Here is a 23,258-nt window from a genome sequence, read left to right as displayed (position 1 = left end):
TTTGGCCGGCCCCGGTGCGGCACGGACCGGGGGGCGCGCCACGCTGCGCGTGGACAAATGGCTGTGGCAGGCGCGGTTCTTCAAGACCCGTGGCCTTGCCGCCGAGCTTGCCGAAAGCGGGCATCTGCGGATCAACGGCCAGCCGACGCGCAAGCCGGGCGCGGGCGTGGGCGAGGGCGATGTGCTGACCTTTCCGCAGGGCGCGCGCATCCGGGTGATCCGGATTCTTGCACTTGGCGAACGGCGCGGGCCTGCCCCTGAGGCGCAGACGCTCTACCTTGATCTGGACCGGCGGGAAGAGCCGTCGGAGCCGCTTGAATGATCCCGAAAAGCCCTCTAGTCAGGCGACCGGGATTTTAGGAGACCGCCGCCATGACCTATGTGGTGACCGACAACTGCATCGCCTGCAAATACACCGATTGCGTGGAAGTCTGCCCTGTGGACTGTTTCTACGAAGGCGAGAACATGTTGGTCATCCACCCGGACGAATGCATCGACTGCGGCGTCTGCGAGCCGGAATGCCCGACGGATGCGATCCGCCCGGATACAGAGCCGGACATGGAGGAATGGGTCGCCTTCAACCGGAAGTATTCGGAGATGTGGCCGGTGATCACCGTGCGCAAGGACCCGCTGCCCGAAGCCGAGGCGCGGGATGGCGAGACCGGCAAGCTGGCCAAGTATTTCTCGGAAGCGGCGGGCGAGGGGAACTGAGTCGGAAAGTCGTATTTCTGCCATTCCGATTCGGTAAACCCGGTCTGACATTTGCGAATACCGTTGGGAAAATGCCCGTTTTGCGGGCAAATGTCTTTGGACAGCCTTGTTGCCGTTGTTGGAATCAGGGCGATTCTGTGGTATAGAATCTGTTACAAGCCACACGGAAGCCTGACACCCGGCTCAGCGCAGCTCGCCTGAGCAGGAATTTTCTGTGACAGTTCGGCCGGTTCGCCGGGTCCATGATGGGGCCGGTCGTCCGGGTTGTCGCGTGAAACAGGCGGTCCCTTCGAGGATGTCACTGAATGACCAAGACCAAGAAGCCCGAGTTCCGCCCGAACGAGTTCGTCGTTTATCCCGCGCATGGCGTCGGCAGGATCATCTCGATCGAGGAGCAGGAGATTGCCGGCTTCAAGCTGGAACTGTTCGTCATCACCTTCGAGAAGGACAAGATGACGCTGCGCGTGCCGACGCACAAGGCGGTGGAAGTGGGGATGCGGCAGCTTTCCTCGCCCGATATCGTGACGAAGGCGCTGGACACGCTGAAGGGCAAGGCGCGGGTGAAGCGGGCCATGTGGTCGCGCCGCGCGCAGGAATATGAACAGAAGATCAATTCGGGCGACCTGCTGTCGATCGCCGAAGTGGTGCGCGACCTGCACCGCACCGATGACCAGCGCGAGCAGAGCTATTCCGAGCGCCAGCTTTACGAAGCGGCGCTGGAGCGTCTGACCCGCGAAGTGGCCGCAGTGGCCGGTGTCGATGAGGCGGGCGCGCAGAAGAAGGTAGATGACGTGCTGCTGAGCCGCGCGGCCTGACACGCCATCGAGAGGATTTCCGGAGGGGCGGTGACGCAGGTCACCGCCCCTTGTCCTATGGTGCCGGTGGGGCGGTGGTGCCGCGTTCCATCAGCACAAGGGGCAGGTCGGGCGGCGGCGGCAGGGGCTGGCCGCGCATGCGCGCCACGAGGCGGAGGACGGCGGCCTCGCCGATGCTGCGGATGGGCTGGGCGACGGTGGTGAGCGGCGGCAGGGTATAGCGGGCCGCGGGCAGGTCATCGAAGCCGATGATGGAGAGATCGCGGGGGATCGAGAGGCCGCGTTCGGCGGCGGCATGCAGCGCGCCGATGGCGGCCATGTCGGAGGTGCCGATGAGGGCGGTTGGGGCCTGTTCGGCAAGGAGGGCGGCGGCCAGCGCGCGGCAGGCGTCGAAGCCGTGATCGGCGGCCAGGCGGATGGCGAGGGGGGTGAGGCCGGCTTCGGCCAGTTCGGCGGTGATGCCGGCAATGCGTTCCTGCACCGGGGCGGAATGGCCGGGGGCGCCGGTGACGGCGATGCGGCGGTGGCCGAGGGTCAGCAGGTGGCGGGCCATGAGCCGCCCGCCGGCATGGTGGTCGGCGGTGACGGCGGGAAGGCCGGGAAGGGCGCGGTCCACCGCGACGATGGGGATATCGGCGGCGCGTAGGCGATCCACCGCCGCGCTGTCGGCGGTGACGGAGGCGAGGATGACGCCATCCACCTGTTGCGAGAGGAGGGCCGCGACATAGGCGGCCTCATGTTCCGGGCTTTCGGCGGTGGAGCAGATCATCGCGTGATAGCCCTGCCGGAAGAGCGCCTGTTCCACCACATGGGCAAGGATGCCGAAGAAATGCACGTCGAGCGCGGGCAGCAGGACGCCGACCATCCGGCTGGAGCCGGAGCGCATCATGCGCGCGCCGGCATTGGGGGTATAGCCGAGTTCGGCAACCGCAGCCTCGATCCGGGCGCGCATTCCGGCGCTGACATAGCCCGATCCGTTCACCACGCGGGAGACCGTGGCGATGGAGGCCCCGGCGCGTTTGGCGATATCCCTGATCTTGGTCATCGGCGGTGATCCCGTTTCATCCCTGTCTAGTGGAGTGCGGGCAAAGGGCAAGCTTTGGCTTTCCGGGTGGAAGACAGATATATACATTCATAGTCTTGAATATTTAAGTCAGGCAGTCTATCTCCGGGGCAGCGAAGCTATGGAGGCCCCCATGCGCCTGATTTCCGCCCTGTTCGTGCTTGCCATCGCCCTTGGTTCGGCTGCGATGGCCGAGACCGTGATCCTTGAACCGGTGCCGATCACCGAATGGAAGGCCGTCTATGGCCGGGTGGAGGCGCGCGATCGCATCCCGGCGCGGGCGCGGCTGGGGGGGACGCTGGTGTCGCTTTCCGTGGCCGAGGGGGATGTGGTGGCACAGGGCGATGTGCTGGCCGAGATCGTGGATGAAAAGCTGGGCTTCCAGCTTTCGGCGCTGGAGGCGCAGAAGGGGGCGCTGGCGGCGCAGCTTGCCAATGCGCGGGCGGAACTGGCGCGGGGCGAGGAATTGCTGGCGCAGGGGGTGACGACGGCGCAGCGGCTGGATGCGCTGCGGACGCAGGTGGATGTGGTGACGGGGCAGATCGCGGCGCTGGAGGCGCAGGCGCAGGTGGTGGCGCAGCAGGCGGCGGAGGGGGCGGTGCTGGCCCCGGTGGCGGGCCGGGTGCTGGATGTGCCGGTGGCGCAGGGCGCGGTGGTGATGCCGGGCGAGGCGGTGGCGCAGATCGGGGGCGGCGGCATCTTCCTGCGGCTGGCCGTGCCGGAGCGGCACGCGGCCGACCTGACCGAGGGCGATGCGATCGAGATCGAGGGGCCGGAGGGCATGGTGACCGGGCGGCTGGCGCGGGTCTATCCGCTGATCGAGAACGGGCGGGTGGTCGCGGATGTGGAGGTGGAGGGGCTCACCGACCGCTTCGTCGATGCGCGGGTGCTGGTGCGCTTGCCGGTGGACGAGCGGGCGGCGCTGCTGGTGCCGGAGGCGGCGCTGGTGACGCGGGGGGGGCTGGATTTCGTGGGCATCGAGGGCGCGGGGCTGCGGGTCGTGGTGCCGGGTGCGCGGGTGATGCTGGATGACGCGGCGATGGTGGAGGTGCTGACCGGGCTGCGGGCCGGGGATGCGGTGCTGGCCGTGGCGCCGGAGGCGGGCGAGGTGGGCCATGAGTGACGCAAATCTGGGGATTGCCGGGCGGCTGACGAAGGGATTCATCGCCTCGGCCCTGACGCCGCTTTTCATCCTGGCCGCGCTGGCGGCGGGGCTGGTGGCGCTGGTGTCCTTGCCGCGCGAGGAAGAGCCGCAGATTTCCGTGCCGCTGGTGGATATCCATGTGCAGGCGCAGGGGCTGCGCGCCGAGGACGGCGTGAAGCTGGTGACGGAACCCCTGGAGATCCTCGTGAAGGGGATCAACGATGTGGAGCATGTCTATTCCCAGACGCGGGACGATGCCGCGCTGGTGACGGCGCGGTTCGAGGTGGGGACCAAGGCCGAGGATGCGATCCTGCGGGTGCATGACAAGCTGCGCGCCAATATGGACCGTATCCCGGTGGGGATACCCGAACCGCTGGTGATCGGACGGGGGATCGACGATGTGGCGATCCTGACGCTGACCCTGTCGGGGGAGGGCGTTTCGGCGAATGACCTGACGCGGGTGGTGCGGGCGCTGCAATCCGAGGTGGCGAAGACCGAGGATGTGGGGCTGACCTATATCGTGGGCGAGGCGCAGGAGGCGATCCGCATCGCGCCGGACCCGGAGCGGCTGGCGCTCTATGGCATCACCTTGCAGCAATTGGCGGGGAAGGTGGCCCAGGCGAACCGGACGCTGAACACCGGGAAAATCCGCGATCAGGGCGGGCAGATCGACCTTGTGGCGGGGCAGACGATGACGGCCCCGGCGGAGGTGGCGAACCTGCTGCTGACGGCGCGGGATGGGCGGCCGGTCTATGTGGCCGATGTGGCGGAGGTGCGTTTCGTTCCCGATACGTCGGACCATATCGTGAGCCATCTGGTGAAGGGCGCGGATGGGGCGGTGACCCGGTCGCCCGCCGTGACGCTGGCCGTGGCGAAGCGCGCCGGGGCCAATGCGGTGGTGGTGGCGGAAGAGGTGCTGCATCGGGTGGAAGGGCTGGAAGGCAGGCTGATCCCCGAAGGCATGACCCTGACCGTGACGCGCGACTATGGCGAGACGGCGAATGAGAAGGCCAATGAGCTCTTGTTCCATCTGGGGCTGGCGACGGTGTCGATCATCGCGCTGGTCTGGCTGGCGATCGGCTGGCGCGAGGCCATCGTGGTGGCCATCGTCATTCCGGTGACGATCCTGCTGACGCTCTTTGCGGCCTGGATCATGGGCTATACGCTGAACCGGGTGAGCCTGTTTGCGCTGATCTTTTCCATCGGCATTCTGGTCGATGATGCCATCGTGGTTATCGAGAATATCGCGCGGCATTGGGGGATGAAGGACGGGCGCAACCGTATGGCGGCGGCGATAGATGCGGTGGCGGAGGTGGGCAATCCGACCATCGTGGCCACGCTGACGGTGGTGGCGGCGCTGTTGCCCATGCTCTTCGTGAGCGGGCTGATGGGTCCCTACATGTCGCCCATCCCGGCCAATGCATCGGCGGCGATGATCTTTTCCTTTTTTGTCGCGGTGATCATCACGCCCTGGCTGATGGTGAAGATCGCGGGGAAGGCCGACATGTCGGCCCATGGCGCAGGCGGGCATGGGGGGCATTCGGGCGGGCTGCTGGAGCGCGGCTATGGTGCCGTGGCGCGGCCCGTGCTGGCGACGAAGGGGCGGAGCCTTGGGTTCCTGCTGATCACCGCCGTCCTGTCCTTCGGGTCGCTGGCCGCGCTTTACACGCGGGATGTGACGGTGAAGCTGCTGCCCTTCGACAACAAGTCGGAACTGTCGGTGATGATCGACCTGCCCGAAGGCGCGTCGGTCGAGGCGACGGATCGCGTGGCGCAGGATGTGGCGGCCATCGTGATGGGGATGGAGGAGGTGACGTCAGTCCAGACCCATGCGGGGACGGCGGCGCCGTTCAATTTCAACGGGTTGGTGCGGCACAGCTATCTGCGGCAGGAGCCGCACCTGGGCGAGGTGGCGATCAACCTTCTGCCCAAGGCGGAGCGGGACCGGACCAGCCATGACATCGCGCTGGATATCCGCGAGCGGTTGAAGGCGGTGGCAGTGCCGGAGGGGACGGTCCTGAAGACGGTGGAACCCCCGCCGGGGCCGCCTGTCATCGCAACCCTGCTGGCCGAGGTCTATGGGCCGGATGCCGGAACGCGGCGGGCGGCGGCGGCGCAGATCCGGGCGGCGTTCGAGAGCGTGCCTTTCGTGGTGGATGTGGATGACAGTTTCGGGGTGCAGGCGCGGCGGCTGCGGGCGGAGATTTCCAGCGACGATCTGGAGTTTTTCGGGGTGCAGGAGGCGGATGTCTTTGACACTCTTGCCCTGCTGAACGGGTCGCAGGTGGTGGGCTATTCGCATCGCGGTGAGGGGCGGCATCCGATCCCGCTGATCGTCGGGCGCGACAAGGGCGACCGGGTGCTGGACGAGCGGTTCCTGACGACGCCGATCCCGGCCAATGTGTTGCCCGGCGCGCGGGGGGTGGTGGAACTGGGCGACGTGATCCGGGTTGCGGAGGAGCAGTCATCCTATCCGGTGTTCCGCCATAACGGGCGCGAGGCCGAGATGGTGACGGCCGAGCTGGCCGGGGACTTCGAGGCACCGCTTTACGGGATGCTGGCGGTGGCCGAGGCCATCGAGGCGCAGGACTGGGCCCCGGGGACAAAGCCCGAAATCCGGCTGAATGGCCAGCCGGAGGATGAGAGCAAGGTGACGCTGCTGTGGGACGGGGAATGGGAAGTGACCTTCGTCACCTTCCGCGACATGGGGGCTGCCTTTGGCGTGGCGCTTCTGGGTATCTATATCCTTGTGGTGGCGCAGTTCGGGTCGTTCAAGCTGCCTTTGGTGATCCTGACGCCGATCCCGCTGACCTTTCTGGGCATCATCTTCGGGCATTGGCTGTTTGCAGCGCCGTTTTCGGCCACGTCGATGATCGGCTTCATCGCGCTGGCGGGGATCATCGTGCGCAATTCCATCCTGCTGGTGGATTTCATCCGGCATTCCACGACGGGGCCGGTGACGGTGGATGTGCTGGTGGAGGCGGGGGCGATCCGGTTCAAGCCGATCCTTCTGACGGCCATCGCGGCGATGATCGGGGCGGTGGTGATCCTGGCGGACCCGATCTTTCAGGGGCTGGCGATTTCGCTGCTGTTCGGGCTGCTGACGTCCACGGCCCTGACGGTGCTGGTGATCCCGGCGATCTATCGGGTGTTGCGGACCTGAGGGGGGCGCTGCCCCCCCCCGATCAGAAGTGGAAGGCGTCGGTGACGACGCGCTTGCCCAGGGTCAGGGCATCCGCGACATGGACCATGGGGGCGAGGTCCACCTCGGAGGTTCCGTTGCGGACGAGGTCGGCCATGCGGGCGTAGAGGCGGGGGTATTCGCCCATCAGCGTCTGTTCGCCCGCGACTTCCTGACCGGCCACCTCGAAGCGGTTGCCGCCAAAGCGCAGGGCGCAGGGGCCGTGATCGGTGTCGATCTCGATATCCCAGGTCTGCGGGCCTTCCTGACGCCAGTCGAAATCGGCGGTGACATTGCCGGAAAAGGCGATGCGGGCGGCGATGGGGGTGTCGCGGTTGGCGGGGAATTCAAGTTCGGCCTGGGTGACATGCACGGGGGCGGGCAGGATTTCCGTCAGGATCGAGAGGGCGTTGATGCCGGGATCGAAGACGCCCATCCCGCCGGGTTCAAAGACCCAATCCTGACCGGGATGCCATTTCCGCACATCCTCGCGCCAGGTGATATGGGCGCGGGTGACGGTCTTGCCCGTGAGCCAGGCTTTCGCGGGGGCGACGGCCTCGGCCATGCGGGAATGCCATGTGGCGTAGAGGGTGACGCCCTGTTCGGCGGCGAGGCGTTCTAGGGCGTGGACTTCGGCCAGCGTCTGCCCCGGGGGTTTTTCCAGCATGACATGGCGGCCTGCCTTGAGCGCCAGTTCCGCGTAAGGATAGCGGGGCTGGGGTGGGAGGCAGAGGGAGATGGTGCCGATATCGGGGCGTTCGGCCAGCAGGGTGGCGAAGTCGGTATAGGCGGGGATGCCGTCCACGGTGCCGGAGCGGCTGACCGTGGCCGACAATTCCCAATCGGGCGAGGCGGCGAGGGCGGGGACGTGCTGGTCGCGGGCGATCTTGCCGATGCCCACGAGCGCCAGTTTCATCTTCGCCATCAGTGCGAGTCCTTGCCCACCGGGGCGCCGCGGCAGCCGCGCAGGAAATCGAGATCGGCGCCCTTGTCGGCGCCCATGACATGCTTGTGGTGGAGCATGGCGTAGCCCGAGTCGGGCGGGGTGACGCGGGGTTTCCAGGCGGCAAGGCGACGGGTGAGTTCTTCGTCGCTGATATCAAGGTGAAGGCGGCGGTTGGGAACGTCCAACTCGATCATGTCGCCATCCTGCACGACGGCCAGGGGGCCGCCTGCGGCGGCTTCGGGCGAGGTGTGCAGGCAGACGGTGCCATAGGCGGTGCCGGACATGCGGGCATCGGAGATGCGGACCATGTCGGTGATGCCCTTCTTCAGCACCTTGGGCGGCAGGCCCATATTGCCCACCTCGGCCATGCCGGGATAGCCGCGCGGGCCGCAATTCTTGAGCACCATGACGCAGGTCTCATCAATGTCGAGATCGGGATCGTTGATCTTGGCCTTGTAGTCGTCGATATCCTCGAAGACCACGGCGCGGCCGCGATGGGTCATCAGTGCGGGCGTGGCGGCAGAGGGTTTCAGCACCGCGCCATCGGGGGCGAGATTGCCCTTCACCACGACGACGCCGCCCGACTGGGTGATGGCCTTTTCGACCGGCAGGATCACGTCTTCGTTGTGGTTGACCACGTCCTTGACCTGTTCCCATGCGGTCTGGCCGGAAACGGTAAGCGCGTCCTTGTTCAGAAGCCCCGCCTCGCCCAGACGTTTCAGGACGACGGGCAGGCCGCCTGCGTAGAAGAATTCCTCCATCAGGTATTTGCCTGACGGCATCAGGTTGACGATGGTGGGCACGTCGCGGCCGAGCTTGTCCCAGTCATCGAGCGTCAGGTCGATGCCGACACGGCCCGCGATGGCCAGAAGGTGGATGACGGCATTGGTCGAACCGCCGATGGCGGCATTGGTGCGGATGGCGTTTTCGAACGCCTGACGGGTGAGGATGTCGGAGGGTTTCAGATCATCCTTCACCATCTGCACGATGCGGCGGCCCGACATCTGCGCCATGACGCGGCGGCGCGAGTCCACTGCCGGGATGGCGGCATTGCCGGAGAGGGCCATGCCCAGTGCCTCGGCCATGGAGGCCATCGTGCTGGCGGTGCCCATCGTGTTGCAGGAGCCTGCGGAGCGGGACATCGACGCCTCGGCCTCGGCAAACTCAGCCGGGGACATTTCGCCGGCCTTCACGGCTTCGGAGAATTTCCACAGATGGGTGCCGGAGCCGACGCGTTCGCCGCGGAAATAGCCGTTCAGCATCGGCCCGCCGGTGACGACGATGGAGGGCAGGTCGGTGGAGGCGGCGGCCATGAGAAGGGAGGGCGTGGTCTTGTCGCAGCCCACCAGCAGCACGCAGCCATCCATCGGCTGGCCGCGCATCTGTTCCTCGATCGACATGGCGGCGATGTTGCGGAACATCATTGCAGTGGGGCGGAAGGCGGATTCCGAGACGGAGAAGACGGGAACCTCGACCGGGAAACCGCCTGCCTCGTAGATGCCGTTCTTCACCTTTTCCGCCAGCGCGTTGAGATGCGCGTTGCAGGGGTTCAGTTCCGACCAGGTGTTGAGGATGCCGATGACCGGGCGGCCATCGAAGAGATCATGGGGGAAGCCCTGATTCTTCATCCAGCCGCGGTGATAGATATTGTCCCGGCTGGAGCCGCCGAACCATTCCTGCGAGCGCAGTTTGCGGGGCCATTTCGCGGGTTTGAAGGTCATGTCTTCCTCACAGGGTGTGAACGGCAACGGTTGCCGCCTGCGGCGCGGGGGCCTTGGCGAGCGGGTTCTGAAGGGGCAGGCCGAAGGGGGCCGCCTCGATTTCGAAGATATCGCCGGGGCGGGTGGAAATGCCATCGGCAAAGGAGAGCGTCGCCGTGCCGAACATGTGCACATGCACATCGCCGGGGCGGCGGAAGAGATCGTATTTGAAATGGTGATGTTCGAGGTTCGCCATCGTGTGGGACATGTTTGCCTCGCCCGACAGGAAGGGTTTTTCCCAGATCACCGCGCCATCGCGGCGGATGCGCGAGGTGCCCTGAACATCGGCGGGCAGGTCGCCCACCAGAATCTCGGGGCCGAAGGAGGCTTCGCGCAGCTTAGAATGGGCAAGCCAGAGGTAGTTGACCCGTTCGGTGATGTGGTCGGAAAACTCGTTCGCCAAGGCCCAGCCGAGGCGGCAGGGGGTGCCGTCGGGGGCGATGATGTAGATCCCGGCGAGTTCGGGTTCCTCACCGCCGTCTTCGGCGAAGGACGGCATGGTCAGGGGTTGGCCCGGACCGACGGCGGTGGTGCCGTTGCCTTTGTAGAACCATTCGGGCTGCACGCCGGGGGTGCCTGCGGGCGGACGACCGCCTTCGAGACCCATGCGGAACATCTTCATGCTGTCGGTGAGGGTTTCGGAGCCTGCGAGTTTGGCATGCATCGCATCGCGGGCCGAGGCGCTGCCCAGATGGGTGAGGCCGGTGCCGGTGAGGTGCATATGCCCCGGATCGGGATGGGTGATGGGCAGGGTGACGCGGCCTTCGGCGAGAAGGGAGGGGAGGTCAACCGCCTCGCCCATCCCCCGTTCGGCGATGATCGCGGCGACGGGGCGGCGGGTGGTGGCGGCCTCAAGCGCGAGGTCATAGGTGGAGGCGGTGCCGCGGAGGATCGCGGCTTCGGAGCCCGCGCGGACCACGACGGCGAGGGTGCCGTCGGGGCGGGTGATCTGCGACAGGAGCATCGGGGGCCTCACTTGTTCTTGTTGTAGACGTCGAAGATGACGGCGGCGAGGAGGACGAGGCCCTTGATGACCTGCTGGTAGTCGATCCCGATGCCCATGATGGACATGCCGTTGTTCATCACCCCCATGATGAGGGCGCCGACGACGACGCCGATGATCTTGCCCGAGCCGCCGGTCATGGAGGCCCCGCCGATGAAGACGGCGGCGATCACGTCGAGTTCGAAACCGCCGCCCGCCTTGGGGGTGGAGGAGTTCAGGCGCGCGGCGACGATCATGCCTGCCAGCGCGGCGAGGACGCCCATGTTGCAGAAGGTGAGGAAGACCAGGCGGTCGGTGTTGATGCCCGAAAGGCGCGCGGCCTTTTCATTGCCGCCGAGGGCATAGATGCGGCGGCCCGTCGTCGTCTGTTCGGTGAAGAAGGCATAGAGGACGGTCAGGACCGAGAGCACGACCACCACATTCGGCAGGCCGCGGAAGGAGGCGAGCTTGTAGCCCACGAACATCAGCGCGGCGACGACGACGAAGTTGCGGATGGTGAAGACGATCATCGGTTCGGGGGTGATGCCGAACTGCTGATCCCTGGCGCGGGCGCGCAGGCCCATCCAGAGGATCGCTACGGCGGCCAGCGCGATGAGGAAGAGCGCGGTCATGTTGGGTTTGCCCACGCCGAAGGCATCGGGGATGAAGCCGGTGGAGAGGGACTGGAAGGATTTCGGGAAGGGGCCGACATTCTGGCCATCCAGCAGCCAGAGGGTAAGGCCGCGGAAGACCAGCATCCCTGCCAGCGTGACGATGAAGGAGGGGATGCGCCAATAGGCGACCCAGTAGCCTTGCGCCGCCCCGATGCAGAGGCCGACGAAGAGGCAGGTGGGGATCACGGCCCAGACCGGCCAGCCCATGTTGACGGTGAGGACGGCGGCGACCGCCCCGGTGAAGCCCACGACGGAGCCCACGGAGAGGTCGATATGACCTGCGACGATGACCAGAAGCATCCCCAGCGCCATGATGATGACGTAGGAGTTCTGAAGGAAAAGGTTGGTGATGTTCTGGGCGGAGAGGAAATCCACGCCCTGCGTCACCCGCACGATCACGGTGAAGAACAGCACGATGGCGACCAGCGCCAGGATCATGCCGTTTTCCCGCAGATGCCCGCCCAGATGCGCGCCGATGCCCTTGCCGCCCGTGCCTGCCGTCTGTTCCGCCATCACGCCACCTTCGCCTTGCCGTCATTCTTCAGGATGAGGGACATGATGCGTTCCTGGCTGGCCTCTGCCCGCGACAGTTCGCCTGCGATGCGCCCCTCGTTCATCACGTAGATCCGGTCGCACATGCCCAGAAGTTCGGGCATTTCGCTGCTGATCATCACCACGCCGCGCCCCTGGGCGGCGAGTTCGTTCATGATCGTGTAAATCTCGAATTTCGCGCCGACGTCGATGCCGCGCGTGGGTTCGTCGAGGATCAGGACCTGCGGATCGGCGAAAAGCCATTTCGACAGGACGACCTTCTGCTGGTTGCCGCCCGAGAGGTTGACCACCTTCTGAAAGACGGAGGGTGTGCGGATCGACATGGCGCGGCGATATTCCTCGGCGACCTGCTGTTCGCGGCCGCGGGAGAGCACGCCACGGGTGGCGACCCCGGCAAGGTTCGCCAGGGTGATGTTCTTGACGATGGGTTCGTCGAGGACGAGGCCAAGCTGTTTGCGATCCTCGGTCACATAGGCGAGGCCGGCGGCGATGGCCTTGGTGACGGAGGAAGTGTCCACCACCTTTCCGCCCATCTTCACGGTGCCGGAAATGTCGCGGCCATAGGCATGGCCGAAGATCGACATGGCGAGTTCGGTCCGCCCCGCGCCCATCAGGCCCGCGATGCCGACGATTTCGCCCTTGCGGACGGTGAAGCCCGCGTCGCGGATCATCTGGCGGCCCTGCTGTTCGGGGTGCCAGACGTTCCAGCCCGCGACCTCCATCAGCACCTCGCCGGGGCGTGCATCGCGTTCGGGGTAGCGGTGGGCCATGTCGCGACCGACCATGTCGCGGATGATGCGTTCCTCGCTGATTTCGGATTTGGCGAGGGTGGAGACGGTGGCGCCGTCGCGGATGATGGTGATGCGGTCGGCGACGCGGCCGATTTCGTTCAGCTTGTGGGAGATGATGATCTGGGTCACCCCCTGCGCCTTGAGTTCCAGCATCAGGTCGAGGAGTTTCTGGCTGTCGTTTTCCTGAAGCGCGGCGGTGGGTTCGTCGAGGATCAGGAGGCGGACATCCTTGGCCAGCGCCTTGGCGATCTCGATCAGTTGCTGCTTGCCGACGCCCAGCTTGCCGACCTGCGTGGTCGGGGCCTCGTTCAGCCCGACCTTGCGGAGCAGCGCCTCGGTCTTCTGATAGGCGAGGGGCCAGTTGATGATGCCGCCGGAGGCGACCTCGTTGCCGAGAAAAAGGTTCTCGGCGATGGAGAGGAGCGGAACGAGGGCGAGTTCCTGATGGATGATGATGATGCCCTTCGCTTCGCTGTCGCGGATGCCGCGATTGGCGAGAAGCGTGCCGTCGTAATGGATTTCGCCTTCATAGGAGCCGTGCGGATAGACGCCGGAGAGCACCTTCATCAGGGTGGACTTGCCTGCGCCATTCTCGCCGCAGATGGCGTGAATCTCGCCCTGTTCGACGGTGAGGTTGACATGGTCGAGCGCGCGGACGCCGGGAAAGACCTTGCTGATCCCCCGCATTTCCAGAAGCGTTGCCATTCTATCCCCCTGTCTGGCCCCCGTTTGGCAAAGGCCCGCCCGGCCACGAGGGCAGGGCGGGCCTCTGTCTTGCGGTCTTACTTGAGCTGGTCGGCGGTGTAGTAGCCCGAACCGATGAGGACTTCCTCGTAGTTCGTGACATCGACCGAGACCGGTTCCAGCAGGTAGGAGGGCACGACCTTCACGCCGTTGTCATAGGTGCTGGTGTCGTTGATTTCGGGTTCGCCGCCCGACAGGATCGCGTCCACCATCTTGACCGTGACGCCGGCGAGGGCGCGGGTGTCCTTGAAGATGGTGGAATACTGTTCGCCCGCGATCATCGACTTGACCGAGGGGATCTCGGCGTCCTGACCGGTGACGATGGGCATCGGCAGGTCGCCCGAGCCGTAGCCCACGCCCTTGACCGAGGAGAGGATGCCGATGGACAGCCCGTCATAGGGCGAGAGCGCGCCGTGAAGCTGCTTGTCGCCGTAGTTGGCGGACAGGAGGTTATCCATCCGGGCCTGCGCCACGGCGCCATCCCAGCGCAGGGTGCCGACCACATCCATGCCCATCTGGCCCGAGGGGATGACGATGTCGCCCGAGTCGATCAGCGGCTGGAGCACCGACATCGCGCCATTGTAGAAGAAGAAGGCGTTGTTGTCGTCGGGGCTGCCGCCGAAGAGTTCGACATTATGCGGCTTCACGTCGGGGAAGCGCTCTTTCAGGCCCTTCACCAGCGATTCCGCCTGCTGGACGCCGACCTTGAAGTTGTCGAAGGTGGCATAGTAGTCCACCGAGCCGCTGTCGCGGATCAGGCGGTCATAGGCGATGACCTTGATGCCGGCGGCGGCGGCGTTGTCCAGCGCGTTCGAGAGCGTGGTGCCGTCGATGGCCGCGATGACCAGGACGTTGACGCCCTTGGTGATCATGTTCTCGACCTGCGCGAGCTGGGTCGGGATGTCATCTTCGGCATATTGCAGGTCGGTGGCATAGCCGGCCGCCTGGAACTGTTCGACCATCGAATTGCCGTCGGAAATCCAGCGCGCCGAGGACTGGGTCGGCATGGCGATGCCGATGGTGCCCTTGTCCTGCGCGAAGACGGGTGCGCCGACGCCGACCATGGACGCGGCGGTGGCGAGCGCGAGAAGCGCCCTTCTGGAAAGTGTCATGATGTCCTCCCTCGCCGTGATGCGCCACGGCCCGTTGACGGCCTTGCTGCCCGGAAGGCGCCCGGGTTGGCCGTGGGCGGGAGAGTTGCAATGCCCATCCATATCCGTCAAAGAATGTTTTGTGATTTTGCTATGGCAGAAACGTTATGTCGGAAACGGATGTCCTGCTGCGGCGGGGGCTGAAACTGTCGCATCTGCGGCTGATGGCGGCGCTGGCCGAGGCGGGGCAGCTTGGGCTTGCGGCGGATCGGCTGGGGATTGCACAGCCTGCCGCCTCGCGCCTGCTGGCGGAGGTGGAGCGGATCGCGGGACAGGCGGTGCATCTGCGGACGGGACGTGGCATCGCGCTGACGGCGATGGGCGAGGCGCTGGCGCGGCGGGCGGCACGGGTGGTGACCGAATTGCGCGATGCGGGCCGCGAGATGGCGGAACTGGCCGGAGGCGGGGCAGGGCATGTGCGGATCGGGTCCGTGACGGGGCCGGCGCTGGACCGGGTGCTGCCCGCGCTGCGCACGGCGCGGCTGGCCCTGCCGCAGGTGACGGCGGAGGTGGTGGTGGCGCCATCCGATCTGCTGGGTCAGCAATTGCTGGCGGGGAGGCTGGATTTCGCGCTGGGCCGGATGCCGGCGGGTCTGGAAGGGGAGTTGACGCTGTCCGATCCCGTGGGGGTGGAACCCGTCGCGCTGATGGTGCGGCGGGGGCACCGGCTGGCAGGGGCGCGGCGCGTCGATCCGACCGACCTGATGGATTTCGACTGGGTGCTGCCCGGGCCGGAGGCGCTGTTGACGCAGGCAGTGATGGGGCGGCTGGCGGAACTGGGCCTGCCGCAGCCGCCGCAGCGTCTGGCGACGGCCTCTTTCCTGCTGACGCTGGCGCTGATCCAGCAATCGAACGCCATCGCGCCCCTGGCGCGGGCGGTCTGTGACCGCTTTGCCGGGCCGGGATCGCCCTATGTGATCCTGCCGGTCGATCTGGGGATCGTGGTGGAGCCCTTCGGCCTGCTGCTGCGGCGGGGGGCGATCCTGACGCCGGTGGCGGCGCGGCTGGCGGGGATGGTGATGGCACAGGGCGGCGAGGGGCTGGATTAGGCTGCGCCTAACCTGCGGCATGGAACATCCTGCTTTTCTTGCCGCCCGCGCTGGTGGATGGTCGGTCGGCGCGACAGGCGGGTCGCGGCCCTTTCGGCCGGGGACGCCCTTCGCCCCGACCGGAGGCCCCGACATGACCGCACGCGACCCCGGCCTGCATGCCATCGAGGAGTTGCGGGCGAATGTCTCTGTCCCGTTCGAACGCGCACAGGCGATGCCGAAATCCGTCTATGTCTCGCCCGACTTCGCGGCGGCGGAGGAGCGGCACATCTTTGCGAAGGACTGGCTTTGCGCGGGGCGGGTGGATGCGCTGAAGGAGCCGGGCGACTATCTGACGATGGAGATTGCGGGGGAACCCGTGATCATCCTGCGCGACCGCGAGGGGGTGTTGCGCGGGATGTCGAATGTCTGCCGCCACCGGATGAGCCTGCTGCTGGAAGGGCGCGGTCGGGTGCGGAGCATCGTCTGCCCCTATCATGCCTGGACCTACAATCTGGACGGCAGCCTGCGCGGCGCCCCGGCGATGACGCTGAACGAGACCTTCTGCAAGGAAGACGTGCATCTGCCGGCGATCCGGGTGGTGGATTGGCATGGCTGGATCATGGTCACGCTGAACCCCGAGGCGCCCGATATCCACGCGCGGCTGAAGGATGTGGAGGCGCTGGTGGGCCATCTGGAGATGGGCCGCTATGCCGAGACCTTCCGCGAGGAGTTCCGCTGGGCGACGAACTGGAAGGTGCTGGCCGAGAATTTCATGGAGAGCTATCACCTGCCCGCCTGCCATGCCGGCACGATCGGGGGAAGCTGCGATCTTGCGTTGATGGATTGTCCCGAGGGGACGGAGGCCTTCAACTACCACTGGATCGTGAAGAACGACCTGGTGCCGCTGGCGCTGGCGCATCCTTCCAATACGCGGCTGGAGGGGGATCAGCGGCGGATCACCTGGCTGCTGGCGATCTATCCGGCGCTGCTGATCACGCTGACGCCGGGCTATTTCTGGTATCTCGCGCTGACGCCTGACGGGCCGGGGCATGTGAAGGTGCTGTTTGGCGGCGGCATGAGTGCGGAGTGGATGGCCGATCCCGAGGCCCCGGCACATCTGGCGGCGGTGAAGGCGCTGCTTGATGATGTGCAGGTGGAGGACAAGGGCTGCACCGAGAAGGTCTATCGCGGGCTCTTGGCGCGGATGTCGGCCCCCGGGCCGCTGAGCCATCTGGAACGCCCGAATTACGAATTCGCCCAATACATCGCCCGGATGATGCCCGAGGCGTGACCCTTTCCCCCTGCAACCGACTGGACACCCGAGACATGGCCCATATCCGCCACCGCAAGTTCAATACCAAGGACACCTATCCGGAGCAGAAGCTCGACAATGATCTGGCGCAGGCCGTGGTGGCGCGGGGAACCGTGATCTTCCTGCGCGGGCAATGCCCGCAGGACCTGGACACGGCGAAGAACATCGACAGCCACGATCCGGTGGAGCAGACCCACAAGGTGATGCAGAACATCCGCCAGCTTGTGGAGGAATGCGGGGGGAAGATGGAGCATGTGACCAAGCTTGTCGTCTATCTGACCGATGTGCGCCATCGCGAGGCGGTCTATCGCACGATGGGCGAGTATATCCGGGGCGTGCATCCTGTCTGCACCGGGCTGGTCGTCGTTGCGCTGGCTCGTCCCGACTGGCTGGTGGAGATCGACGCCACCGCCGTGATCCCCGACTGAGCCGCCCTGCATCGACCCCGGGGGTTTCACACCCCCGGACCCCCGTGGGATATTTGAAGACAGAAAGTGCAGGCGGCCCGTTCACTTTCTGTCGGGAAATATCCTCGGGGGTCCGGGGGCAGACGGCCCCCGGGGCATCCATTCCGAGGTGACGCATGACCTTTTCGCTTCTGGCCCGCTGCCCCGAGACGGGGATGTTCGGCATGGTGATCTCTTCCTCCTCGCCCGCCGTGGCGGCGCGCTGCGCCCATGCGCGGGCGGGGGTGGGGGTGGCGGCGACGCAGAACATCACGGACCCGGCGCTGGGGCCTGCGCTGCTGGAGCGGCTTGCGGGCGGGGCGACGGCGGCGGAGGCCATGGCAGCGGTGGTGGCCGGGGCCGCCCATGCGGAGTACCGGCAGTTGATGGTGGTGGACGGGCAGGGCCGCGTGGCGAGCCATTGCGGGGCGCGCATCCTTGGCCGCTGGGGGATCGCGGAGGGTGAGGGCGTGATCGCGGGGGGCAACCTGCTGGCGCATGAGGGGGTGCCTGCGGCGATGGTGGCGGGGTTCCTTGGCGCGACAGGGCCGTTCGGGGACCGGCTCGTGGCGGCGCTGATCGCCGGGCAGGAGGCGGGGGGCGAGGCGGGGCCAGTGCATTCGGCGGGGCTGTTGATGGTGGACCGGGAAAGCTGGCCGGTGGCGGAACTGCGGTGCGACTGGTCCGAGGAGGCGCGGCCGATCGCGGCGGTGGCGCGGGCCTGGGAGGTTTATGCGCCGCAGATGGAGGCCTATGTGCAGCGGGCGCGCGATCCGCGCGAGGCGCCCTCTTACGGCGTTCCGGGCGACGAATAGGGCGGCGGTAGGGGCTTTCGCTTGCGCCCTGCGGCGTCTAGCCTTGGCATATGCCGCTTCGCTTTACCCTTCGCCAGCTTGAATACCTCGTTGCCGTCGCGGATAGCGGATCGGTGGCCCTTGCGGCGGAGCGGTGCCATGTCTCTTCCCCCTCCATCTCGGCGGCGATTGCGCAGCTTGAGCAGGAATTCGGCTTGCAGCTTTTCATCCGCCGCCATGCCCAGGGCCTGTCGCTGACGGAGGGGGGGCGGCAGTTCACCGAGGCGGCGCGGGCGGTGCTGGCGGCGGGGGCGGCGCTGGGCGACCGGGCGGCGGAACTGACGGGGCAGGTGCGGGGGCCGCTGGCGGTGGGTTGCCTGCTGACCTTCGCGCAGGTGGTGTTGCCGCGCGTCCGGCGCAGTTTTGCCGAGGCGCATCCGGAGGTGGAGTTCCGCCAGTCGGAACATGACCATGCCGGTCTGATCGAGGCCCTGCGCCATGCCACGCTGGATGTGGCGCTGAGCTATGATCTGGAGATCCCGGCCGATCTGGAGTTCCGGCCGCTGCTGTCCTTGCCGCCCTATGCGCTGCTGCCGGAGGGGCATGTGCTGGCGGGGCGGGACTTCGTGACGGCTGCGGACCTGGCGGAGTTGCCGATGGTGCTGCTCGACCTGCCCTACAGTGCCGACTATTTCCTGTCCTTCTTTGCCGAGGCGGGTCTCCGCCCGCGGATCGCCGAGCGGACGCGGGACATGGGGGTGATGCGGGCGATGGTGGCCAATGGCTTTGGCTATTCCATCGCCAATATCCGGTTGGGATCGGACCGGGCGCCGGATGGGCGGCGGGTGGTCTTTGTTCCGTTGCGGACCGCCCGGCCCCCGATGCGGATGGGGCTGATCCTGCCCGGGGCCGCGCCGCTGCGCCGGGCGGTGGCGGCCTTTGCCGATCATTGCCGGGCGAGGGTGACCGAGGCGATGCTGCCGGGGATGGCCAGCCCCGCGCCGGAAGGACTTGATCCGTGAGGGGAGTTGGCTACATGGCGGGGATGAAGATGACCCGCCCCCTTCCCGCCCTGATCGTATCCCATGGCCAGCCGTCCGATCCCGGCCCGGCAGCGGCGGAGATGGCCTTTCTGGCGGCGAAGGTGCAGGCGTTGATGCCCGAGGGGCAGGTGATGGCGGCGACGCTGGCCGAAGAGGGCGCGCTGGCGCGGGCTGTGGCGGTGCTGGGGCCCTCTGTCCAGGTCTATCCGATGTTCATGGCGGGGGGCTGGTTCACCCGGACGCATCTGCCCGAGCGGCTGGCCGAGGCGGGGGCGCCGGGGGCGCGTGTCCTTGCCCCTTTCGGACTTGATCCGGCGGTGCAGGCGCTGGCCGTGACGGTGGCGCGGGAGGCGGCGGCGCGGCTGGGCCGGGGGCCGGGTGATCTGCCCCTGCTGCTGGCGGCGCATGGCAGTTTTCGCAGCCCGGCCCCGGCGGAAGTGGCCGAGGCGGTGGCGGCGCGGCTGCGGGAGGAGGGCGGCTTTGCGCGGGTGGAGGCGGCCTTCATCGACCAGTCGCCCCGCATCGTGGAGGCTGCGGCGGGCTATCCGGAGGGATCGCTTGTCCTGCCCTTTTTCGCGGCGCGGGGCGGGCATGTGGTGGATGACCTGCCGGACGCGCTGGCGGAGGCCGGGTTCCGCGGTGAGGTGCTGCCGCCCCTCGGGCTGGATGCGCGGGTGCCGGGGCTGATCCGGCGGGCGCTGCGCGCTGCGGGCTGACCGCCGGGGCGAGGTCAGGCGGCGGCGAGACGGTCGCGTTCCAGGATGAGGGCGTTGCGGGTGGCCTGCCAGACTGCGGGCAGGTCGGCCACGAGGCGGCGGGCGGTTTCGGCATCGCCGGCCTGGATCGCGGCTTCGGCCCGGATCAGGGCGGCGCGGAGATGGGCCGTGCCGAAGGTGCCGGAGGTTCCGGCAAGCTGGTGGCAGGTCCGGGCGAGGAGGGGGGCATCGTCTTCGACATCGCCGAGGGCAAGGCGCTGCATCGCGTGATCGCCATCGTCGATCAGCCGTTGCAGGAGGTTGCGGGCGGTGGGCGGGCCGATATGGCGGACCAGATCACCGAGCGTGGTGGGATCGAGCAGGGGCGCGGCGTCAGGTGCAGGGGGGGTGTCGGGCAGATCGAGCAACTGGCCTGCCACGGCGGCAAGAAGGGCGTGCTGGCCGATGGGTTTGGCAAGCGTCGCCTGCATCCCCGCCTCGTGGAAACGGGCGCGGTCGGCGGGCAGGGCATGGGCGGTGAGGGCGTAGATGGGCGTCTGCGCCGAGGGGCCGCCGCCGCTGCGGATGGCGCGGGCGGCGGCGATGCCGTCCATGCGGGGCATGGAGATATCCATGAGGATGAGGTCGAATTCCCGTTCCTGGGCGCGGGCGACTCCCTCGACGCCATCGGCGGCCTCGGTCACCGCATGGCCGCCCGCTTCGAGGAAGCGGCGCAGGAGCAGGCGGTTGATGGCATTGTCCTCGACCAGCAGGATGGCGCTTGGCGGGGCCGCGGGGAGCGTGGCTGCGGCTGCGTCGGCGGGCGCAGCCGATGTTTGATGTTGGGTCGCCCGTGGCATGGGCAGGCGCAGCCAGAAGAGGCTGCCTTCGCCGGGTTCGCTTTCCGCGCCGATATCGCCGCCCATGGCCTGTGCCAGACGGCGGGCGATGGCGAGGCCGAGGCCGGTGCCGCCCGCTTCGCGCCCATAGCTGGCATCGAGCGTGACGAAAGGATCGAAGATGCGGCCAAGATCGGCCTCGGGGATGCCGATGCCGGTGTCGATCACCCGGATCTCGACCATGTCGCCGGGGCCGGGCAGGCGTTCTGCCTCGACTGTCACGGTGCCGTTGCGGGTGAATTTGACGGCATTGCCGATCAGGTTGAGCAGGATCTGCCGCAGGCGTCCGCCTTCGCCGATCACGGTGCCGACGGGGCCTGCCGGTTGCAGCGCGGCGAGGTCATTGCCGGCGCTTGCGGCCAGCCCGGCCTGATTGGCAAGACATTCCTCGATCAGGCTTTCCAGATCGAAGGGGCCGGACTGGCGCGGCAAGGCGCCGGCTTCGGCGCGGGAGACGTCGAGGACGGAATTCACATGGCCGAGGAGGATGTCGCCGGAGCTTTGCATCACCGCCATCAATTCGCTTTGCGGTGCGGTGAGGCCCGTGCGGCGCATCAGGTCCATCGAGCCGATCAGGCCGTTCAGGGGGGTGCGCATCTCGTGGCTCATGACCGCGAGGAAATCGGCCTTGGCCTTTTCGCCTGCAAGCGCCCGGTCGCGGGCCTGGAGGAGATCGGCCTCGGCGCGGCGGCGATCGGAAATGTCGCGCACGAAGGCGACGATCAGACCGCCGGTTTCCTGCCCGCCGCGGGCGATGCTGACTTCGGCGGGAAAGACATGGCCGTCGCTGCGGCGGGCATCCACCTCGATCCGAAGGGGGGCGGTGCGGGTCTGGGGATCGCGGATGGCGGCGATGAGGGCCTGTCCCTGCGGGCCGTCCGGTCCTTCGGCGAAGAGCAGGGAGAGCGCATGCTGCCCGGTGGCGGCGGCGGCGGGCAGGGCGAAGATCATCTCGGCGGCGGGGTTGAAGTCGCGGATGATGCCGGTTTCATCGGTGACGATGATGGCATCTGCCGACGTGGCGAAGATCGTGGAAAGACGGCTGCCGGTCTGGCGGAGCGCCGCGCCCTGGGCTTCGGCGCGGCGGAAGGCGCGGCGCAGGATGATGGCGGCGGCGGCCAGCATTGCCATCAGCGCGCCGGTGACCCCGGCAAGGCGGATGAGCGTCTCGGCCATCGAATTGCGGTTGAGGTCGGATTGTGCGGCGAAATCGGACAGCGCGTTGAGCGTCATGCGCCGCGCCGCGGCCCGCAATTCGGGCAGCGGGGCGGCGACCTGCGGCAGCCCGGCGAGAAGGGCGCTGTCGGGGGAGTCGATCAGCGGGACGGTCGCATTCAGATAGTCACGCAGGGCGCGGTGGTCGTCCGCGTTTTCCGGCGCGGCGAGGAGCGGGGCGTAGATGCCGCTTTCCTCCAGCATCGAAACGCGGCTGTAGAGGACGTTGAACCAGCGGCGCACCTCATCGAGGTCGCTGCTGACGGGCGCGTCGCGGGCGGCGAGAAGGGCGGCTTGCAGGCGGAGGATTTCGACCTCGGTCTGCATCATGGCCCATTGCGTGTTGTCGGAATTCGCCCGTTCCAGGGCCAGCAGCCGCGCGCGGACATCCTGCACGAGCACGAGGATCGCCCCGAGAAAGAGCGCCGCGACGGCCAGGATGAGGCCGACCCTGATCCTTCCTCCCCAATGCCGCGGCATGATCTGCGGGATTCCCTGCGCTGTTCGTTCCTGCTTGGGGAAAGGCTAGGGCAGAAGGGCCTTGCGTTCCATGCCCAACTGCGCGGAATGATAGTTGCACGGAATTCGCCGTAAAGGAGAGGGCCGACTGACACGGTCTGCTTTCGGTGAAAGAAGGAAGGACGGCTGATGCGGCTTCTGCTGGCCGATGATCACGATCTGGTGCGCGAAACGCTGGCGGCCTATCTGCTTGCCGAAGGTTTTGCCGAGGTGCGGACGGTCGCCACGCTGCCTGCGGCGCTGGAGGTTCTGGCGCAGGGGGCGACGTTCGATCTGATCCTGCTGGATTACAACATGCCGGGGATGAACGGGCTGGAGGGTCTGGCGCAGGCCAGGGCGGCGGCGCCGGGGATGCCGGTGGCGATCATCTCGGGAACCGCGCAGCGCGACCTGGCCGAGGCGGCCTTGCAGGCCGGGGCGGCGGGGTTCATCCCGAAGACGCTGGCTTCGCGCGCCATGGTGGCGGCGGTGCATCTGATGGCGGCGGGGGATGTGTTCGCGCCCATCTCGCTCTTGATGCAGGAGCCGGAGATTGCCGAGGCGCTGGCCTCGCTGACGCGGCGCGAGATGGATGTGCTGAAGGGCATCTGCGCGGGCAAGGCCAACAAGGAGATCGCGCGGGATCTGGACCTTCAGGAGGTCACGGTGAAGCTGCATGTCAAGACGCTGAGCCGCAAGCTGGGTGCGAAGAACCGGACCCATGCGGCGATGATCGCGCGGGATGCGGGGTTGAATTGACGTGGGGGCGCGGGGGGGCGGGGTGAACCCCGCCCTACGGGAGGGGTGGCCG

Annotated in this window: 20 protein-coding genes; 12 read left to right on the top strand and 8 right to left on the bottom strand. The window is 67.2% G+C overall.

What is annotated here, in order from left to right:
* Nucleotide 1 precedes the first annotated feature (1 nt).
* The 3 genes from C0V75_RS17255 (at nt 2) to C0V75_RS17245 (ending at nt 1,526) form a co-directional block, all read left to right on the top strand.
* Nucleotides 2-322, top strand: a complete 321-nt coding sequence (locus C0V75_RS17255; protein WP_101922216.1) for an RNA-binding S4 domain-containing protein — start codon at nt 2-4, stop codon at nt 320-322.
* Nucleotides 323-372: 50 nt separating this feature from the next.
* Nucleotides 373-711 carry a ferredoxin FdxA gene (gene fdxA / locus C0V75_RS17250; RefSeq protein WP_101922215.1) on the top strand — a complete coding sequence of 113 codons (339 nt, stop codon included), beginning with the start codon at nt 373-375 and terminating at the stop codon, nt 709-711.
* Nucleotides 712-1,016: 305 nt separating this feature from the next.
* Nucleotides 1,017-1,526 (top strand): CarD family transcriptional regulator, encoded by a 510-nt coding sequence (locus C0V75_RS17245; RefSeq protein WP_101922214.1) that lies wholly within the window; start codon nt 1,017-1,019, stop codon nt 1,524-1,526.
* 55 nt (nt 1,527-1,581) lie between these two features.
* On the opposite strand, the gene C0V75_RS17240 is transcribed toward C0V75_RS17245, so the two are convergent.
* Nucleotides 1,582-2,571 carry a LacI family DNA-binding transcriptional regulator gene (locus C0V75_RS17240; protein ID WP_101922213.1) on the bottom strand — a complete coding sequence of 330 codons (990 nt, stop codon included), beginning with the start codon at nt 2,569-2,571 and terminating at the stop codon, nt 1,582-1,584.
* Nucleotides 2,572-2,776: 205 nt separating this feature from the next.
* On the opposite strand from C0V75_RS17240, the gene C0V75_RS17235 reads away from it, so the two are divergent.
* Both C0V75_RS17235 and C0V75_RS17230 read left to right on the top strand, forming a co-directional pair.
* Nucleotides 2,777-3,712 (top strand): efflux RND transporter periplasmic adaptor subunit, encoded by a 936-nt coding sequence (locus C0V75_RS17235; protein ID WP_371410707.1) that lies wholly within the window; start codon nt 2,777-2,779, stop codon nt 3,710-3,712.
* Entirely contained in the window at nt 3,705-6,896 is a 3,192-nt protein-coding gene (locus C0V75_RS17230; RefSeq protein ID WP_101922212.1) for an efflux RND transporter permease subunit, read from the top strand. Before C0V75_RS17235 ends, C0V75_RS17230 begins: the two co-directional genes overlap by 8 nt.
* 22 nt (nt 6,897-6,918) lie before the next feature.
* Here C0V75_RS17230 and C0V75_RS17225 read toward each other — a convergent pair whose 3' ends face one another.
* From C0V75_RS17225 to chvE, 6 genes are all read right to left on the bottom strand, one after another.
* Nucleotides 6,919-7,830 carry a Gfo/Idh/MocA family protein gene (locus tag C0V75_RS17225; RefSeq protein WP_101922461.1) on the bottom strand — a complete coding sequence of 304 codons (912 nt, stop codon included), beginning with the start codon at nt 7,828-7,830 and terminating at the stop codon, nt 6,919-6,921.
* A gap of 8 nt (nt 7,831-7,838) precedes the next feature.
* On the bottom strand, nt 7,839-9,581 hold the full coding sequence (gene araD, locus C0V75_RS17220) for an L-arabinonate dehydratase (RefSeq protein ID WP_101922211.1): 1,743 nt from the start codon (nt 9,579-9,581) through the stop codon (nt 7,839-7,841).
* 7 nt (nt 9,582-9,588) lie between these two features.
* On the bottom strand, nt 9,589-10,584 hold the full coding sequence (araD1, locus tag C0V75_RS17215) for an AraD1 family protein (protein WP_101922210.1): 996 nt from the start codon (nt 10,582-10,584) through the stop codon (nt 9,589-9,591).
* Between the two features lie 8 nt (nt 10,585-10,592).
* On the bottom strand, nt 10,593-11,789 hold the full coding sequence (gene mmsB, locus C0V75_RS17210; RefSeq protein WP_101922209.1) for a multiple monosaccharide ABC transporter permease: 1,197 nt from the start codon (nt 11,787-11,789) through the stop codon (nt 10,593-10,595).
* Complete coding sequence (gene mmsA / locus C0V75_RS17205) at nt 11,789-13,324, bottom strand: multiple monosaccharide ABC transporter ATP-binding protein (RefSeq protein ID WP_101922208.1); 1,536 nt, start codon at nt 13,322-13,324, stop codon at nt 11,789-11,791. The genes mmsB and mmsA overlap by 1 nt, the downstream gene beginning before the upstream one ends.
* A 77-nt stretch (nt 13,325-13,401) precedes the next feature.
* On the bottom strand, nt 13,402-14,427 hold the full coding sequence (chvE, locus tag C0V75_RS17200) for a multiple monosaccharide ABC transporter substrate-binding protein (protein WP_101922460.1): 1,026 nt from the start codon (nt 14,425-14,427) through the stop codon (nt 13,402-13,404).
* Nucleotides 14,428-14,621: 194 nt separating this feature from the next.
* On the opposite strand from chvE, the gene C0V75_RS17195 reads away from it, so the two are divergent.
* The 6 genes from C0V75_RS17195 to C0V75_RS17170 all read left to right on the top strand — a co-directional run bounded on the left by C0V75_RS17195 (nt 14,622) and on the right by C0V75_RS17170 (nt 19,856).
* Nucleotides 14,622-15,563: a LysR family transcriptional regulator gene (locus C0V75_RS17195; RefSeq protein WP_101922207.1), complete on the top strand. Its 942-nt coding sequence runs from the start codon at nt 14,622-14,624 to the stop codon at nt 15,561-15,563.
* Nucleotides 15,564-15,696: 133 nt separating this feature from the next.
* Nucleotides 15,697-16,836, top strand: coding sequence for an aromatic ring-hydroxylating dioxygenase subunit alpha (locus C0V75_RS17190; RefSeq protein WP_101922206.1), 1,140 nt, complete (start codon nt 15,697-15,699; stop codon nt 16,834-16,836).
* A gap of 35 nt (nt 16,837-16,871) precedes the next feature.
* On the top strand, nt 16,872-17,285 hold the full coding sequence (locus C0V75_RS17185) for a RidA family protein (protein WP_101922205.1): 414 nt from the start codon (nt 16,872-16,874) through the stop codon (nt 17,283-17,285).
* A 155-nt stretch (nt 17,286-17,440) separates the two neighbouring features.
* Nucleotides 17,441-18,118 carry a DUF1028 domain-containing protein gene (locus tag C0V75_RS17180; protein ID WP_101922204.1) on the top strand — a complete coding sequence of 226 codons (678 nt, stop codon included), beginning with the start codon at nt 17,441-17,443 and terminating at the stop codon, nt 18,116-18,118.
* 50 nt (nt 18,119-18,168) lie between these two features.
* The gene (locus tag C0V75_RS17175) at nt 18,169-19,119 is read left to right on the top strand and encodes a LysR family transcriptional regulator (protein WP_101922203.1); all 951 of its coding nucleotides are present in this window, start codon (nt 18,169-18,171) and stop codon (nt 19,117-19,119) included.
* Between the two features lie 29 nt (nt 19,120-19,148).
* Nucleotides 19,149-19,856 carry a sirohydrochlorin chelatase gene (locus tag C0V75_RS17170; RefSeq protein ID WP_101922459.1) on the top strand — a complete coding sequence of 236 codons (708 nt, stop codon included), beginning with the start codon at nt 19,149-19,151 and terminating at the stop codon, nt 19,854-19,856.
* 14 nt (nt 19,857-19,870) lie between these two features.
* On the opposite strand, the gene C0V75_RS17165 is transcribed toward C0V75_RS17170, so the two are convergent.
* A complete protein-coding gene (locus tag C0V75_RS17165) occupies nt 19,871-22,429 on the bottom strand; it encodes an ATP-binding protein (RefSeq protein ID WP_101922202.1) in 2,559 nt (852 codons plus the stop codon).
* Nucleotides 22,430-22,597: 168 nt separating this feature from the next.
* Between C0V75_RS17165 and C0V75_RS17160 the strand changes: the two genes are divergently transcribed.
* Nucleotides 22,598-23,206, top strand: a complete 609-nt coding sequence (locus tag C0V75_RS17160; RefSeq protein ID WP_101922201.1) for a response regulator transcription factor — start codon at nt 22,598-22,600, stop codon at nt 23,204-23,206.
* The last annotated feature ends 52 nt before the right edge of the window (nt 23,207-23,258 follow it).

The organism is Tabrizicola sp. TH137 (genome assembly GCF_002855575.1).
Taxonomy (GTDB): domain Bacteria; phylum Pseudomonadota; class Alphaproteobacteria; order Rhodobacterales; family Rhodobacteraceae; genus Paragemmobacter.
Note: the sequence above shows the minus strand (reverse complement) of the source record. Positions and strands in the feature narration are given on the sequence as shown.

Bases quoted from the DNA above. Each gene is read 5' to 3' on its own strand.
- mmsA (WP_101922208.1), bottom strand. From the start codon at position 13,324: ATGGCAACGCTTCTGGAAATGCGGGGGATCAGCAAGGTCTTTCCCGGC.
- C0V75_RS17170 (WP_101922459.1), top strand. From the start codon at position 19,149: ATGACCCGCCCCCTTCCCGCCCTGATCGTATCCCATGGCCAGCCGTCC.
- fdxA (WP_101922215.1), top strand. From the start codon at position 373: ATGACCTATGTGGTGACCGACAACTGCATCGCCTGCAAATACACCGAT.
- C0V75_RS17235 (WP_371410707.1), top strand. From the start codon at position 2,777: ATGGCCGAGACCGTGATCCTTGAACCGGTGCCGATCACCGAATGGAAG.
- C0V75_RS17165 (WP_101922202.1), bottom strand. From the start codon at position 22,429: ATGCCGCGGCATTGGGGAGGAAGGATCAGGGTCGGCCTCATCCTGGCC.
- araD (WP_101922211.1), bottom strand. From the start codon at position 9,581: ATGACCTTCAAACCCGCGAAATGGCCCCGCAAACTGCGCTCGCAGGAA.
- C0V75_RS17240 (WP_101922213.1), bottom strand. From the start codon at position 2,571: ATGACCAAGATCAGGGATATCGCCAAACGCGCCGGGGCCTCCATCGCC.
- C0V75_RS17230 (WP_101922212.1), top strand. From the start codon at position 3,705: ATGAGTGACGCAAATCTGGGGATTGCCGGGCGGCTGACGAAGGGATTC.
- C0V75_RS17225 (WP_101922461.1), bottom strand. From the start codon at position 7,830: ATGAAACTGGCGCTCGTGGGCATCGGCAAGATCGCCCGCGACCAGCAC.
- mmsB (WP_101922209.1), bottom strand. From the start codon at position 11,789: ATGGCGGAACAGACGGCAGGCACGGGCGGCAAGGGCATCGGCGCGCAT.
- C0V75_RS17180 (WP_101922204.1), top strand. From the start codon at position 17,441: ATGACCTTTTCGCTTCTGGCCCGCTGCCCCGAGACGGGGATGTTCGGC.
- C0V75_RS17185 (WP_101922205.1), top strand. From the start codon at position 16,872: ATGGCCCATATCCGCCACCGCAAGTTCAATACCAAGGACACCTATCCG.
- C0V75_RS17245 (WP_101922214.1), top strand. From the start codon at position 1,017: ATGACCAAGACCAAGAAGCCCGAGTTCCGCCCGAACGAGTTCGTCGTT.
- chvE (WP_101922460.1), bottom strand. From the start codon at position 14,427: ATGGTCGGCGTCGGCGCACCCGTCTTCGCGCAGGACAAGGGCACCATC.
- C0V75_RS17195 (WP_101922207.1), top strand. From the start codon at position 14,622: ATGTCGGAAACGGATGTCCTGCTGCGGCGGGGGCTGAAACTGTCGCAT.
- C0V75_RS17175 (WP_101922203.1), top strand. From the start codon at position 18,169: ATGCCGCTTCGCTTTACCCTTCGCCAGCTTGAATACCTCGTTGCCGTC.
- C0V75_RS17190 (WP_101922206.1), top strand. From the start codon at position 15,697: ATGACCGCACGCGACCCCGGCCTGCATGCCATCGAGGAGTTGCGGGCG.
- araD1 (WP_101922210.1), bottom strand. From the start codon at position 10,584: ATGCTCCTGTCGCAGATCACCCGCCCCGACGGCACCCTCGCCGTCGTG.
- C0V75_RS17160 (WP_101922201.1), top strand. From the start codon at position 22,598: ATGCGGCTTCTGCTGGCCGATGATCACGATCTGGTGCGCGAAACGCTG.